Genomic DNA, 15,122 nt, shown 5'->3' with positions numbered 1-15,122 from the left:
TTCGCATTTTATGGAAGAAGATACAAGCCCATATTGTTCAAGTTAAACCGGCAAGGCGCCGGTCGCTTCCCAGGCATTCACCCATTTTGCCATCACCTGAACCCATGCCTCACTATCATTTAAGCAGGCAATGTGTTTATACGATTCGCCTCCAGCTTCTTCAAATTGATGCTTACCTTCCATGGCTATTTCTTCCAAAGTCTCCAAACAATCGGAAACAAAGGCCGGGGTGATGACCGCTAATTTCTTTTTCCCCTCCTTAGCAAGCCTCTCGAATTCGAAATCGGTATAGGGTTTTAACCAAGGGTCACCTGCCAAGCGCGATTGGAACGACGAGCTTACCTTGTCCTCCGGAAGACCTAAATAAGCCTTTACCAGCTCGGTTGTCTCATAGACTTGATGTCGGTAACAAGTTTGGTGTGCGACCGAGTTGATCGTACAACATTTTCCATTGATTTTACAATGATAGTTAGTCGGATCGGATTTTCGAATGTGCCGTTCGGGTATGCCATGGTAAGAAAAAAGAACATGGTCGTATTCAAAGTCTTTCAGGCCGTCCTTGATACTTTCGGACAGTACCTTAATGTAATCCGGATTTTTATAAAACGCAGGAAGGGTGGTCAATCGAATTTCTGGGAAAAATTGATTTTGCACTTCCATCGCCTTGACAACCACCGTTTCGAAAGAAGACATGGCATAGTGGGGATATAAAGGAACCAAGAGCACCTCATCCACATTCTGGTCTTTGAGCTCTTGTAGGGCGTTCTTTATCGTCATACTACCATAGCGCATTCCCAAGGCCACAGGCATCTCGGTTTGATTTTTAAGTTTTTGCGCAAAACGCTCTGAAATGACGATTAAGGGCGAACCTTCCTCCCACCAAATCTTGGCATAGGCCTTTGCAGATTTTTTTGGTCGCGTTCTTAAAATTATTCCTCTAACGATCAGATTTCGGAGCCATAAAGGGGTGTCGATAACACGTTCATCCATTAAAAATTCGTCAAGATACGGCTTAACGTCTTTTGCCGTCGGGGTATCGGGTGAACCCAGATTAACCAATAAAACTCCTTTCATTCTTTGCTTTTAAAGATCTTTTTACGCCGCTCAGCCATACTTTGTCTTGGTCTGAACTTAGCATAATACAAAAATAAGGCTTGAAAACCATCCTATTGTTAGAACAATGAAATACTTTTTGATAATGCTATAGATTCCATCAATTTTATAGGCGGTTTAACAGCAAAAATCGTACTTTTTTAGTATTCTAAGTCTCTAAAATGATGCCATGTTAAACGATTTTTTTAGTGAGCACAATCAATCCATTCTAATTATCATAAGTACCTCCGCAGGTCTTATCGTTGCTTATTTCGCCTTGTTACGGGTATTAAGGCATTTTGGTAAAAATCCGAAATACTTACTGCCCCTTACTTCGGTCAAAAAGCTCAGCCCTTCGATCCTCTTGATTTTTCTGTCCATTTTGCTCCGAATGGAGGCGCTGCGAGACGTCATAGGTCTGCCCGAAGAGGCCTATTGGTTTCGAAAATCGAGTACCCTGCTTTTTATTTTCGCTTTCACTTGGCTCATTTTGACGTGCATTAAAATCGTAAAGCATTATGTGATAGATAAATACGACATGCATGCAGAAGACAATCTTAAGGCACGGAAGGTCACCACTCAATTTAACATTTTGGAGCGCATCATTATTTTCATTGTAATAATTTTGGCCATCGGGATTGCTTTAATGAGTTTCGAAGGAATTCGTGAAATAGGAGTAAGTATCTTTGCCTCCGCGGGTGTTGCCGGTATTATTATCGGCTTTTCTGCCCAGAAAATGATCGGCACCATATTGGCCGGCATTCAAATTGCCATAGCTCAGCCCATTAAAATTGACGATGTCGTCATCGTAGAAGGCGAATGGGGTAGAATTGAGCAAATTACATTGACCTATGTAGTGGTAAGCATTTGGGACAAAAGGCGTTTGATAGTACCTACCCCTTATTTTATTGAAAAGCCTTTTCAAAACTGGACCAAGACCTCTGCTGATATTTTAGGCACGGTATTTCTATATACCGATTATAACGTACCCTTTGACAAGCTTCGGGAAGAACTGACGCGCATACTTGAAAGCACGGACCTATGGGACGGCAAGGTGAACGTATTGCAAGTCACCGATTCAAAGCCTCAAAGTGTTGAAATTCGTGCATTGATGAGCGCCAAGGATTCACCGACCGCTTGGGACCTACGCGTTCTGGTACGTGAAAAATTAATTGTCTATCTGCAAGAAAACTACCCTGAAAGCTTGGCCCATACGCGCCTTAAAATTGAAAAAATGGATGCTTCGGAAAATACGGGCCGAGAATAGGCGTTATACCATCAGCCCGTCACTTTTAACGGTTTCTAGGGAATTATTACCAAGCATACTTCCCTAATTTTGTAAAAAATCGTAGCCAAAATAAGGTCTATGCGCTTGCTTACTCTAATCGTTCTTTCTTTTGCTCCCTTCGTTGTATCGGCACAAGAAGCCAAAAGCCTGTTATGGGAAATATCCGGAAACGGGCTCGTGGAGACTTCTTACCTCTACGGCACCATGCATGTAAGCAAGAAAATCGCATTTCGTTTAGACGACGTTTTTTACGAGGCTTTAGACCAATGTGATATCGTGGCCCTAGAATCAGACCCTAATCATTGGCTAGAGAATATGGATCTTATGAACAATAATTTCCATGGTTATAACGATGGATTTGAGACCAAAGGCTTTTATTCGCGCTCTTTTCACATCGACAACCCAAGAAAACAGGTTTTAGGAGCTTATCTCGCCTTCGATGATCGTCTTATCAACAATATTCTATACCGAACCAATGAAATCTCTCAAAATTTTGAAGAAGAGACCTATCTCGATATGTTCATCTATCAGGCTGGCAAAAAATTCGATAAGCCTATCGTAGCCCTTGAAGATCTTGAGGAATCCGCCAACTTGGTCGCGAGGGCAAGCATGAACGCTATGAAACCAAAACCTGACGAATGGCTACAAAAAAAAATGCAACAGCAAGGGCCTATGCTATTATTGCAAAACGCTTACCGTGAACGCAATATAGCACTACTCGATTCTATAGACCGTGCGATGTACACCAAGCACTACATAAAGTATATGTTACATATTCGCAATGCCAACATGGTCGCGCGCCTAGACTCTATTATGCAAGAGGGAAAGGTTTTTGCGGGTATTGGTGCAGCGCATCTACCAGGGAATAATGGGGTAATCGATTTATTGCGAAAAAAAGGATACACCTTAAAGCCCTTGGTTTCAAAAGCGAGTGCCAAGGGTAAACAGTTAAAGAAAAAATTCGAAGATAAAATAAGGGAAAACCAATACACCCCCTTTGGCCCTGAGGACAATGCTTTTAGCCTAAACCTCACGAACAAGCTCTACCCAGTTTCCGAAAGAGGAACCACGACCTACATCTCACCCGATCTCGCCAATGGTAGTTACGTGATGGTACATCGAATTCCCACCCATTCTTTTTTGAAAAAAAATATTTCCTACGGAATCGAAGATATCGATGATCTGCTCTTCGAGAACATTCCCGGAAAGATTTTAGAAAAGAAGACCGTAAAAAAGGATGGTTTTGTGGGCATAGACATTAAAAATCAGCTCAAAAACAGAGACCATCAGCGCTATCAAATCTTTAAGACCCCTTTGGAGTTCATCATATTTAAAATGGGAGGTGAAGGTGATTATGTTTCCCGTATATCCGATACTATTTTTAACAGCTTAAGATTTAGGAGGGACATTGGCAAAAAAATTAAGGTTTCTTCTGATTTTAAGGACTTTGAGGTGGAGATGCCCCTTCTTCATACTTTCACGAACAAGCATGGAAGCGGCAATCGATGGATTGAAGGATACGATGAAAATACCGATAGTTATTATTTTCTCAAAAAAGCCGTGCTCAGCGATTTTGGATGTATAGAAGCCGATACTTTTGAATTAAAACAAATTCAAAGGCGCCTCTATCAAGACTTGAAGTTATCCCCAATATACGAGGATTTTTCGAGCAATAGGCTACGCTCGTCGGCAGCTTTTGATTCGATTGGAAATAAACACCTACACCTATTGACCACGCTCCGCCGGGGAGAGTACTATCTTCTTGGTGCAATTACGGCGAACGAGCCAGAAGCTAAACGCTTCTTCGCCTCCTTTCGACTGAAGGAGGCTGTCGATCCTATTCCCCCAAAAAAGGTGTTGGATACCGCACTTTACTTTACCACATTAACCTCTGTAATGCCCCCAAAATTTGTTGAAAGCAGCAACAACTATTTTGACAGAGGTCCAAAAACAAAACCGTACGACCCTTTTCATAAGAAAACAATATATCGCAACAAGAACGATGAGGTGATATCTGTTGAACTTAACAAAGTACATGATTTTCTGATGTTCGAAAACATTGATTCGGCATGGGCCTTACGAAAACGACTATATGCACATAACCGGTTCAATATTCTCCGGGAAGATATTCGAACAACCCCCAAAGGATATCAAGAAATGAATCTAACCTTGACAGATACGGCAAGTAGTCGAGGTATTTTAGTCAAGAACGTCATCAAAGACGGTCTGTTATATGAATTGAAAGCCATCATCGACACCTCTAATCAACCCAGTCGCTTTGTCAGCGACTTTTATGAAAATTTCTCTCCTATGGATACGGTCATAGGAAAAAAAGTCTTTAAAAATAAAATTCCAGATTTCTATACCGCCTTGCGCCAAAAAGACAGTAGCATTCTTGATGGCTACCGCTACCTGAAGTTTACGCGAATGGACGTCGATTCCTTAAAATATTATATATCAGAGTATGATTTTGAGCCTCATCTGAAAGACATTCAATTATACCTTCTCGAGCAACTGGTCAAATTAGATGTCGATTTGACCTCCTTCCATCGTAGGTTGTATGCCAAATCATACAATAACCCAATGGCCCAAGCCCAAATTTTGCAGGCCATTGCTAATAGAAAGGACAAGGCCTCGACCCAACTTCTTCTCCAGTTTATGGAAAACGACCTGCCCCTATTATCAAATCCAATGGAAATGAACCTTATTTTTAAGCCCTATCGAGACAGTTTGCCTTTGGCCAAGGAACTTTTTCCCGATCTATTGGACTACAGCACCATATCGGAATATAGAGCACCCATCATTTCATTGCTCGGTAAGTTACAGGCCGAGGGTCTCGTTAGGCCCAAACACTATAAGCGATACAAGAACCAAATTTTAAATGATGCCAAAATCCAATTAAAAAGACACTTAGGGAATATCCCGAAGACAACATCGACCCAGATGGATATCGTAAAATCGTATCCTCACCATGGTAGTCTCTTAGAAGACTATGTCACTTTATTATATCCTTTTAAAAACGAAAAGGCGGTCGAACAGTTCTTTCAACAGCTCTCCCTTTTCAAAAATCCTAGAATACAGACTACTTATGTGGGGTTACAGATTGTCAATAATGAAAAAGTAGCTCAAGAAGAACTATTGGAGCTGGCTACCGATGTAGAAAGTAGGGTCTTACTATTCTCAAAATTGAAGCATTTGAATCGTTTGGACTTATTTCCTAAACAATTTCGCTCCCAAAAACATTTGGCCGAGGCACTACTTTCTCGAGATAACACCTCTGCAACCCAAAACGAACCGCTATATTTTGTCGCCCAGAAGCCTTTGTACTACAACAATAAGAAACTAACGGGGTATTACTACAAAAAACGGAATCCGGAAGACTATGATAAAAACTTCTCCATGTACCTATTGGTCTTTGAGAATGACAAAGGCATTAATATCGAACCTTACTATACAAACGAAGGAATGCGTATCGAAGATACCGATACCGAAGAAAATGTGGTAGATTATGTGACCGAAGCCTTTATGCTTAAAGACCACCCACGCGCCCAAGTCTATCGCCCAGATGGTTATGGCACCTATGGATTTCATGGGTACTAATAAGATTTAACTAGTAATAAAAAATGAAAAATTTAATTTTAATTATAATTATTGGGTCGTTCGTTAACTACGGCTTTCCTCAGCAAATCACCTGTTCCCCGGCCGACCGCCAGGCTGTTGAACAAAAAATAGAGGAGATTCAGGGTCTGGAGACAAACGATTTTGGAAAGACCCTGGTTGCCGTGGGCAAGACCTTTCTAGGTACGCCCTATGTGGCCAAAACCTTGGAAATAGGGGATAAGGAAACCTTGGTCGTAAACCTGCAGGGCCTTGACTGTACTACTTTTGTCGAAAATGTACTGGCCTTTGGTCTCATGCTTACGCACGATCAGCATACCTTTACCGATTTTATCAAAATCTTAGAGACCATTCGGTATAAAAATGGCATGCTCGATGGTTATGGGTCCCGTCTTCACTACTTTTCGGAATGGATATCGAACAATGAAGAGAAAGGGTTGTTGAAAAATATTACCGGAGCTATTGGAGGTATTGAAATTAAAAAGGCGATTGACTTTATGGGCACCCATCGCGACCTCTATCCCTTTTTGGCAGATGATGGGAATTACCAAAAAATCGTAGCGACCGAAGCGGTGCTGAACGGCCGTTCTTTTTGTTATCTCCCCCAAGATCAAATCGAAGTCAATGAACATTTAATTAAAAGTGGTGACATTATTGCGCTGGCTACCTCAATAAACGGGCTGGATGTTACCCATACCGGTATCGCCTCCCGAGAGCAAGACGGTCGAATTCACTTACTGCATGCATCGACCGGTTCCATGGAGGTCGAAGTATCAGATCTTCCATTGGCGGAATACCTTAAGGGCATCAAAAAGAATATCGGTATTTTAGTCGCTAGGCCGCTTTAGTCAAATGCTTAGGCATTCGCAAGTGACATTAAATATTTTTTTGGGGTAGTACCATACTTTTTCCTGAATGCTGAAATAAAATGACTTGCCGTACTATACCCCACCTTGAGACCCACTTCATTTACATTGTGCTGCCCTGTCTCTAACATTTTACGTGCATATTCCATTTTATAATCGAATAAAAAGCTGAATACCGAGTCACCATAAATTTGCTTAAAGCCCTCTTTCAACTTTTTCAAGCTTAGGCCGATTTCGTCAGAAAGCTCCGTTAGGGTCGGCGGTTCGGCCATTCGGGCTATCATAATTTCCTTGGCCATTCGTATTCTGCGTACATTGTCTTCATCTACTAAAAACGGACACTGCTCTACATCGGTGCCTTCACCCTTATTGAAATACAAAGAAATCAATTCGTACACCTTGCCCTTTATATATAATGCCTTAATGGAAGGATGCAGGTTGTAATTCATCAACTGACTCAATACCACGGCTATGGCCGGACTAAAACCTTCTTGCGAGTAGTACTTCTTGTCTCTATTGTCCGGGCTTAAGAATGGGATGTAATCGGCCTCTTTGGAAAATAGGGAATGAAACTTGCGAATCGTCATTACGATGGATACCAGCCAAGAGTTCGAACTGAGTTCTACGTTCAAAGGCAAATCCATTTGCGTATTATATAACAAAAGTGAATTTTCCTCAAGAACGTCTAGCGCATAGTTTCCATCGTTAAATATAAACTTGGCGCTTCCCTTAGGGCAAAAGTGAAACTGAATGAACGAACTGTCGATCTGCCGTCCAACTTTTTGGATTTTACTGGTATCGTTCTGGCTTTTTAACACAAAAAAACCTTCATCCAGCAATATTTCCTGAAAAGAACCTATAGCGACATTTTTTTGCTCCATTCGTTAGGTGTTGTATTTGTTTTTATTTAGAAAGGTTCTAAATAAATTATTTTTAAAACGTAGCATTTACTACAAAAGTATCGGTTTTCAACGGATTTATATCGTAATACGACCAAAAATTCGCGAAACGATACTAATTGTACCGCTAGCGTTATTTTTATCCCGTTAACCCTTTTATTTTTGTTTTCGCTTTGCAAAGCTTACATGAAAGACTATCACATTTCAAAACATAATTCTTTTTACACCATTGGTTTGAGCTATCTTAAAGCCGATGCTGAGGTTCGTGGCAAATTTAGTCTCGAGGCCGAAACAATGGAAAGGATTTTGCTTCAAGCCAAAGCTGAAGGCATTGACGGCCTTTTGGTGACTTCGACCTGCAATCGCACCGAACTCCATGGGTTCGCCCAACATCCGTTTCAGCTAATAAAATTACTATGTGACAACACGGCAGGCTCTGTGGAAGAGTTTCAAGATGTGGCCTATGTATACAAAAACAATGATGCTATAAGTCATCTTTTTCGAGTAGGCACCGGCCTTGACAGCCAAATTCTAGGTGATTTTGAAATTATCAGTCAACTTCGGGCCAGTTTTAACCGTTCCAAAAAAATTGGAATAGCCAATCCCTTTGTTGAACGTCTATGCAACTCTGTAATTCAAGCGAGCAAACGCATTAAAAACGAAACGGAAATTTCATCGGGCACTACCTCTGTAGCGTTCGCTTCCGTTCGATATATCATGGAAAATGTTCCGGATATCTCGGAAAAGAATATTTTACTTTTCGGAACAGGCAAAATTGGAAGAAACACTTGTGAAAACCTTATCAAGCATACCAAGAATAATCACATAAGCCTTATTAACCGTACGAAAGGGAAGGCGGAAAAAATTGCCGGAAAGTTCAACTTGTTAGTCAAAGACTATGGGGATCTTCAAACAGAGATACGCAACACCGACGTGCTTATTGTGGCCACAAGTTCACACTCACCGACGATTACCAAAGATTTGATACATACCAAAAAGCCACTTTTAATTCTCGATTTGGCCATTCCTAAAAACGTTTCCGAAAACGTTGCGGAATATGGTAATGTAACCTTGGTTCACCTCGACCATTTGTCCCAAATCACAGATGAGACCTTAGCGCGTAGAAAAAAATTCATACCCCATGCCGAGGAAATTATCGAAGAGGTAAAGGGTGACTTCATCAAATGGTTGGAGACACGTAAGTTCGCCCCCGTCATCAAAGCCCTGAAAAAGAAATTAAAGACCATGAAGGACGAAGAACTCGACTACCAATCGAAAAAGCTTTCCGATTTCAACGAACAGCAGGCCGATGTTATCTCCAACCGGATCATACAAAAGATTACCAAGCAATTTGCCAATCACCTCAAAGACGAAGATGTTGATGCCGATATTAGTCTCGAACTTATTCAAAAAGTCTTCCACCTCGAACTCGAGACAAAATGAGTAAAATTATACGCATCGGTACCCGCGATAGTGAATTGGCGCTATGGCAGGCCAACACGGTTAAGGAAAAGCTGGAATCTTTTGGACATAAGGCTACTTTAGTACCCGTTAAATCTACGGGGGATCTTCAACTCGACAAACCTCTTTATGAACTTGGGATAACGGGTATCTTCACTAAGACATTGGACATTGCCATGCTCAAAGGTGAAATCGACATTGCCGTACATAGCATGAAAGACGTGCCAACGACCCTACCCAAAGGCATCGTGAAGGGAGCTGTATTGGAACGCGCCAATCATCTCGATATTTTGGCGTACAAAAAAAATGAAGAGTTTCTAGCCCAGCCAGATGCCATAATCGCTACCGGAAGTTTGCGAAGAAAAGCACAATGGCTCAACCGATACCCTACCCATACCGTAGTCGACCTGAGGGGCAATATCAATAGTCGATATCAAAAATTGAAGGACAATAATTGGAACGCCGCCATCTTTGCGGCAGCAGGCCTGAACCGTATCGATTTGCAACCTGAGAATACAATCGGCCTTACATGGATGGTGCCCGCCCCTGCCCAAGGTGCCATTCTGGTCGTAGCCAATGAGAAAGACAGCTTTTCGCGAGAGGCGTGTGCCGAACTAAATCACGAACCCACCGAGACATGTACCTACTTGGAGCGGGAGTTCCTGAGGATCCTCGAAGGGGGCTGTACGGCCCCTATTGGCGCCTTGGCAACCATTGATGAAGATACTGTTACCCTTAAGGGCGTGCTATTAACTACCGATGGGAAGAAAAAATTAGAAGCCGAGTTCTCCGCACCTTTAGGAAAACATGAATTTTTAGGTCGTGATTGTGCCAATAGCATTCTTAGCCGAGGAGGTAAATTGTTGATGAACGAAATACAAGGTGCCACCCTCAAGACTCATATTTTTTCAACGAAGGACCTTACCCCGAACCAAAGGCAGCATTTCAAAGCAGGTATTCGCGTCAAATCTCAAGATTTTATCAAAATCAGTCCGAATCGTATTCCTGCAACGCTACTTAAAACGGAAATTGAAAATGTAATATTGACCAGTAAAAATGCGGTAGAGGCCTTGTTGACCCATCGCACGGGTAATGACTTACAATTTAAAAATATCTATTGTGTAGGGCGCAAGACAAAACGGTTTATCGAAAGTCGTCTAGGTCCGGTACGACACCAAGAAAAAAACGCCAAAAAGCTGGCCGAATACCTTATAGAATATCTTGAAGGTACCGAGGTCACTTACTTTTGTAGCAATCTGAGAATGGACGACCTGCCCAATATCTTGACCGAAAATAATATCAAGGTCAACGAGATTGAGGCTTATACGACAAAACCTGCAGGAATAGAAATCAGCGATCATGTCGAGGGTATCTTATTTTTTAGTCCGTCAACGGTGCAAAGTTATTTGCACAAAAACCGACCGGATAAAGTTGCGTACTGCATAGGGGAAACGACGGCGAATGAAGCACGTAAAAGCTTTAAAGATGTTAGGGTCGCAAAAATTCCTACCGTGGAGAGTGTAATTGATTTGGTAAACGAGAATTATAGCCATTAACGTGGGTCAAAAGACAGGATACAATGGGCACCCTACGACAAGTAATTCGATTTGACACATAACGTTTCAAGGTCAAGGCCATCAGCTCTTTGTCTACTTAAAAAATAGCGAGATCAAGATCAATAAAGCAAACATTCAATATTCAAGTATGATAAAAAACGACTTGTTCCTTCGGGCACTTAAAGGAGAATCGGTAGAGCGCCCACCGGTTTGGATGATGCGCCAAGCAGGCCGCTATCTTCCCGAATTTATGGAGATTAAAAAAAAATACGACTTCTTTACACGTTGCCAGACTCCGGAACTTGCTTCAGAAATTACAGTGCAACCGATACGTAGATATGGGATGGACGCCGCCATCTTATTTTCAGACATTTTAGTCGTGCCGCAGGCCATGAATATTGAGGTACAGATGAAAACGAATTTCGGCCCCTATCTTCCCAATCCTATTCGCTCTCAAAAAGAAGTGGACAAGGTCATTGTTCCCAATGTAGAAGATTCACTCGATTATGTGATGCAGGCGATCAAAGCCACCAAAGAAAAGCTTAATGATGAGGTTCCTCTAATAGGATTTGCCGGATCACCATGGACCATTCTTTGTTACTGTGTGCAAGGGCAGGGTAGCAAAACCTTTGATATGGCAAAAGCCTTTTGCTTTACAGACCCTAAAGCGGCTCATCATCTGCTTCAAAAAATTACGGACACTACCATTGCTTATCTGAAAGCCAAGGTAAGAGCCGGAGTGAATGCCGTACAAGTTTTTGATTCGTGGGGAGGTATGTTATCGCCTATCGATTATCAAGAGTTTTCTTGGCAATACATTCAACAAATCATCGATGCCCTCAAAGATGAAATCCCTGTAATCGTGTTTGGAAAAGGGTGTTGGTTCGCACTTAAAGAAATGGCCAGGTCAGGAGCTTCGGCCCTAGGAGTCGATTGGACCTGCTCCGCAGAAAATGCTAGGTACTTGACCGGGGGCAACATTACCCTACAGGGCAATTTTGACCCTGCCCGGTTACTTTCACCTCCAGATGAAATTAAGAGGATGGTCACTCAAATGATCAATGCCTTCGGAAAAGACCGCTATATAGTGAATTTGGGGCATGGTATTTTGCCCAACGTGCCGGTCGAAAATGCCAAGGCATTTATTGATGCTGTAAAAGAATGGCCTCAAAACAGGCCTATATAGACAAATAGCATAATCGATGTCAGCACCTGAAGTATTATTGAAGACCGATACGTTTATGATCGATAAATTACGGGCTGAAGATGCTTCCGGCCTTTCGCGAATGATGGTTTCGAACAAAAAACGTTTTGCACGATTTTTCCCTATGACGTTAGCCCAAAACCTTTCGGAAGAAGCATCAAAAGCGTATATTTTACTGAAAAACATCGAAATAGGTTATAAGTCCGAATTTACCTTCGCTATTCGGGATAGCAAGAGTCAAAATGTCGTCGGACTATTAATTCTGAAAGAAATAGACTGGGAAAAAATGCAGGGGGAAATGGCCTATTGTATAGATCGGAAATACGAAGGTTTGGGGTGGACATCACGTGCCATTACGGCATTTTCGCAATTTGCATTGGATGAACTAGGTCTAAAAAAACTTCAAATTCTTGTACACCATTCCAATAAAGCAAGCACAAGGGTTGCTGTAAAATCTGGCTATATTTGGTCACGTACCCTTTCTAAGGCGTATACACCACCGGATGAAATCGCTCTTGACATGGAACTTTATGAACTTTGCATATGAAAGATACATTCTATACCTATATCCAAAACCTTCAAGATACCATTACTTCAAAGTTGGAGGAAGTGGATGGCAAGGCTACCTTTCAAGAGGATATTTGGAAACGTCCGGAAGGGGGAGGTGGTAGAACCCGTGTTATAGAAAATGGAGGTGTTTTTGAAAAAGGGGGGGTCAATATTTCAGCGGTACACGGAGCACTTCCACAGAGCATGCAGACCTATTTTGGGGTAAATGATGTAGACTTTTTCGCTTGCGGATTGAGCTTGGTTTTGCACCCTAGAAATCCCTTTGTCCCTACCGTTCATGCCAATTGGCGTTATTTCGAAATGTATGATAAAAATGGAAAAATCATAGATCAGTGGTTCGGAGGGGGCCAAGATTTAACCCCGTATTATCTTTTTGACGAAGACGCCGTACATTTTCATAAAGTTTGCAAAATGGCTTGTGATAAACATGATGGAAATTTGTATTCCAAGTACAAAGAAAAATGTGATGAGTATTTTTTCAATACCCATAGAAATGAGGCCAGAGGCGTCGGTGGCCTTTTTTTTGATTATTGCAGACCCGACGAAACAATGAGTATTTCAGATTGGTACGCCTTCGTAATCGCTATTGGCAACAGCTTTTTAAACAGTTATATACCAATCGTTTTAAAAAGAAAGAATTTGGAATATACCCAAGTTCACAGAGATTGGCAGGAGATTCGCCGCGGGCGGTATGTAGAATTCAATTTAGTTCACGATAAAGGCACCCTATTTGGCCTCAAAACCAACGGTCGAATCGAGAGTATTCTGATGAGTCTCCCCCCGCATGTACAATGGCGCTACGATCATCATCCTGATCCAGGTAGCGAAGAAGATCGTTTAGTAAAAGTATTAAAAGAACCAAGAAAGTGGGTTTAAAAAGCTATTTCTCGTTGGTCTTAACGGGTTGCGCCGTTTTTTATTCTTGCAGGCAGCCCCGAGCAAAAAGTGATATTGAGGTGACCTTCAATCAAGATACCATCACGGTGGGCTATACCTACTGGTGGCCACAATCAGGACCTTTTATAGGTAATTGTGGAGATGAGCTTTCTCTGGTGTTTTCAGGAATTATTGTGGAAATGGGTGAGCCCAACGACCGCCCCGGACCGCTATATGTGGCCCAAGATGGTACGATCGAACTCGAACAGGTCTATAAAATCAAGGAAATTGGTAAAAACACCTACGCCAACCAAAAGTTTTTTAAATCAGATTGTTTTTATGGCCTTAATCTGAACGTTGGTGACTCTGTATTGGTTTTTTGCTATGATTATGATGATAATTATAGTATTCCAGGTGAGAAGTCCATTGTAAAAATCATATCTTTTGAAGACCCATTGATACAATCAATCAAAAAATATATTGACACCGATCAAGATGCCATAAGCATTGAAAAAGATACGAGCCTTTGGGTCAATCACGACCTGAAAAGCAATTTGAAGCAAATTTTGGAGTGCCATAGAAACGAATAGCAGAAGCCCAAGGCGTTACAAATGAATGGAAGACGCCTCAATATGATTAATATCAATGTAGCACGTAAATTAAAAGTCATGTACCCACTGCAAAGAAACCGAAGATTACGAACAAACGAGGTCATTCGCCGCTTAGTGCGCGAAACCGTAATAACCCCAGATGATTTTTTAGTTCCCCTTTTTGTTGTGGAGGGCAAGGGTATCAAAGAAGAAATACCCTCCATGCCCAATTATTATCGTCTCAGTCTTGACCAGTTGGAAAAAGAAGTAAAAGAACTTTGGAAAATGGGACTTCGATCCGTACTCCTATTTGTAAAAGTGCCGGATAACCTGAAAGATAACAAGGGTTCGGAAGCTTTGAATTCGAATGGCCTGATGCAACTTGCTATAAAGCATGTGAAAAATGCTTGTCCGGAAATGTTGGTAATGACCGATGTCGCATTAGATCCTTATTCTTCATATGGTCATGATGGAATTGTTCAAAATGGCCATATTGTCAACGATGACACGGCCGAAATTTTGGCCGAAATGAGCATTTCGCACGCCCAGGCTGGAGCCGATTTCGTAGCTCCCAGTGATATGATGGACGGACGAATACTGACCATTCGAGAAGCCTTGGAAGAAGAAGAACTTTTCAATACGGGCATTATGAGTTACAGTGCCAAGTATGCCAGTGCATTTTATGGTCCTTTTCGCGATGCCTTGGATTCGGCTCCCGTAGATGTTAAAAACGTGCCCAAAGATAAAAAGACCTACCAAATGGATCCTGCAAACCGCTTCGAGGCCATTAAGGAAACACAAATGGACATCGATGAAGGTGCCGATATTGTAATGGTCAAGCCGGGTCTTTGCTATTTGGATATAGTACGCGAAATAAGGAACGAAGTCGATGTACCAGTAGCGGTCTACCAAGTGAGCGGAGAATACGCCATGCTAAAAGCTGCTGCCGAAAAGGGATGGCTTGACCACGATACCGTAATGATGGAACAATTGATGGCCATCAAAAGGGCAGGGGCCAATATTATCGCAAGTTATTTTGCCAAAGACGCGGTTCGTTTGATCGGATAATCTTAGGCAGACCCAGATTACTTTGCGAATAACC

The 15,122-nt window shown here is 41.9% G+C and carries 12 protein-coding genes; 10 read left to right on the top strand and 2 right to left on the bottom strand.

The window, feature by feature from the left end:
• Nucleotides 1–42: 42 nt before the first annotated feature.
• Nucleotides 43–1,074, bottom strand: a complete 1,032-nt coding sequence (gene hemH / locus F2B13_RS13595) for a ferrochelatase (protein ID WP_149304428.1) — start codon at nt 1,072–1,074, stop codon at nt 43–45.
• 208 nt (nt 1,075–1,282) lie between these two features.
• On the opposite strand from hemH, the gene F2B13_RS13590 reads away from it, so the two are divergent.
• The 3 genes from F2B13_RS13590 (at nt 1,283) to F2B13_RS13580 (ending at nt 6,846) form a co-directional block, all read left to right on the top strand.
• Complete coding sequence (locus tag F2B13_RS13590) at nt 1,283–2,359, top strand: mechanosensitive ion channel family protein (RefSeq protein WP_149273984.1); 1,077 nt, start codon at nt 1,283–1,285, stop codon at nt 2,357–2,359.
• Between the two features lie 99 nt (nt 2,360–2,458).
• Nucleotides 2,459–5,980, top strand: a complete 3,522-nt coding sequence (locus F2B13_RS13585; RefSeq protein ID WP_149304427.1) for a TraB/GumN family protein — start codon at nt 2,459–2,461, stop codon at nt 5,978–5,980.
• 23 nt (nt 5,981–6,003) lie between these two features.
• Nucleotides 6,004–6,846, top strand: a complete 843-nt coding sequence (locus F2B13_RS13580; RefSeq protein WP_149273980.1) for an N-acetylmuramoyl-L-alanine amidase-like domain-containing protein — start codon at nt 6,004–6,006, stop codon at nt 6,844–6,846.
• An 8-nt stretch (nt 6,847–6,854) separates the two neighbouring features.
• On the opposite strand, the gene F2B13_RS13575 is transcribed toward F2B13_RS13580, so the two are convergent.
• Complete coding sequence (locus F2B13_RS13575; protein ID WP_149273978.1) at nt 6,855–7,745, bottom strand: helix-turn-helix transcriptional regulator; 891 nt, start codon at nt 7,743–7,745, stop codon at nt 6,855–6,857.
• A 204-nt stretch (nt 7,746–7,949) separates the two neighbouring features.
• On the opposite strand from F2B13_RS13575, the gene hemA reads away from it, so the two are divergent.
• The 7 genes from hemA to hemB all read left to right on the top strand — a co-directional run bounded on the left by hemA (nt 7,950) and on the right by hemB (nt 15,088).
• Nucleotides 7,950–9,206 (top strand): glutamyl-tRNA reductase, encoded by a 1,257-nt coding sequence (gene hemA, locus F2B13_RS13570; protein ID WP_149273976.1) that lies wholly within the window; start codon nt 7,950–7,952, stop codon nt 9,204–9,206.
• Nucleotides 9,203–10,780, top strand: a complete 1,578-nt coding sequence (gene hemC, locus F2B13_RS13565; protein WP_149304426.1) for a hydroxymethylbilane synthase — start codon at nt 9,203–9,205, stop codon at nt 10,778–10,780. The genes hemA and hemC overlap by 4 nt, the downstream gene beginning before the upstream one ends.
• A gap of 148 nt (nt 10,781–10,928) precedes the next feature.
• Entirely contained in the window at nt 10,929–11,966 is a 1,038-nt protein-coding gene (hemE, locus tag F2B13_RS13560) for a uroporphyrinogen decarboxylase (protein ID WP_149273972.1), read from the top strand.
• Between the two features lie 16 nt (nt 11,967–11,982).
• Nucleotides 11,983–12,531: a GNAT family N-acetyltransferase gene (locus F2B13_RS13555; RefSeq protein ID WP_149273970.1), complete on the top strand. Its 549-nt coding sequence runs from the start codon at nt 11,983–11,985 to the stop codon at nt 12,529–12,531.
• Nucleotides 12,528–13,430, top strand: coding sequence for an oxygen-dependent coproporphyrinogen oxidase (gene hemF / locus F2B13_RS13550; RefSeq protein WP_149273968.1), 903 nt, complete (start codon nt 12,528–12,530; stop codon nt 13,428–13,430). The genes F2B13_RS13555 and hemF overlap by 4 nt, the downstream gene beginning before the upstream one ends.
• Complete coding sequence (locus F2B13_RS13545) at nt 13,421–14,020, top strand: hypothetical protein (RefSeq protein WP_149273966.1); 600 nt, start codon at nt 13,421–13,423, stop codon at nt 14,018–14,020. The genes hemF and F2B13_RS13545 overlap by 10 nt, the downstream gene beginning before the upstream one ends.
• A 78-nt stretch (nt 14,021–14,098) precedes the next feature.
• Nucleotides 14,099–15,088, top strand: a complete 990-nt coding sequence (gene hemB / locus F2B13_RS13540) for a porphobilinogen synthase (protein ID WP_149304425.1) — start codon at nt 14,099–14,101, stop codon at nt 15,086–15,088.
• The last annotated feature ends 34 nt before the right edge of the window (nt 15,089–15,122 follow it).

The sequence above is a fragment of the Pareuzebyella sediminis genome, from assembly GCF_008367235.1.
GTDB lineage: Bacteria > Bacteroidota > Bacteroidia > Flavobacteriales > Flavobacteriaceae > Pareuzebyella > Pareuzebyella sediminis.
The sequence above is the reverse complement of the archived record's forward strand: the minus strand, read 5'-3'. Positions and strand labels throughout refer to the sequence as shown.

Coding starts and splice junctions, on each gene's coding strand:
- hemH (WP_149304428.1), bottom strand. CDS start 1,074: ATGAAAGGAGTTTTATTGGTTAATCTGGGTTCACCCGATACCCCGACG.
- F2B13_RS13590 (WP_149273984.1), top strand. CDS start 1,283: ATGTTAAACGATTTTTTTAGTGAGCACAATCAATCCATTCTAATTATC.
- F2B13_RS13585 (WP_149304427.1), top strand. CDS start 2,459: ATGCGCTTGCTTACTCTAATCGTTCTTTCTTTTGCTCCCTTCGTTGTA.
- F2B13_RS13580 (WP_149273980.1), top strand. CDS start 6,004: ATGAAAAATTTAATTTTAATTATAATTATTGGGTCGTTCGTTAACTAC.
- F2B13_RS13575 (WP_149273978.1), bottom strand. CDS start 7,745: ATGGAGCAAAAAAATGTCGCTATAGGTTCTTTTCAGGAAATATTGCTG.
- hemA (WP_149273976.1), top strand. CDS start 7,950: ATGAAAGACTATCACATTTCAAAACATAATTCTTTTTACACCATTGGT.
- hemC (WP_149304426.1), top strand. CDS start 9,203: ATGAGTAAAATTATACGCATCGGTACCCGCGATAGTGAATTGGCGCTA.
- hemE (WP_149273972.1), top strand. CDS start 10,929: ATGATAAAAAACGACTTGTTCCTTCGGGCACTTAAAGGAGAATCGGTA.
- F2B13_RS13555 (WP_149273970.1), top strand. CDS start 11,983: ATGTCAGCACCTGAAGTATTATTGAAGACCGATACGTTTATGATCGAT.
- hemF (WP_149273968.1), top strand. CDS start 12,528: ATGAAAGATACATTCTATACCTATATCCAAAACCTTCAAGATACCATT.
- hemB (WP_149304425.1), top strand. CDS start 14,099: ATGTACCCACTGCAAAGAAACCGAAGATTACGAACAAACGAGGTCATT.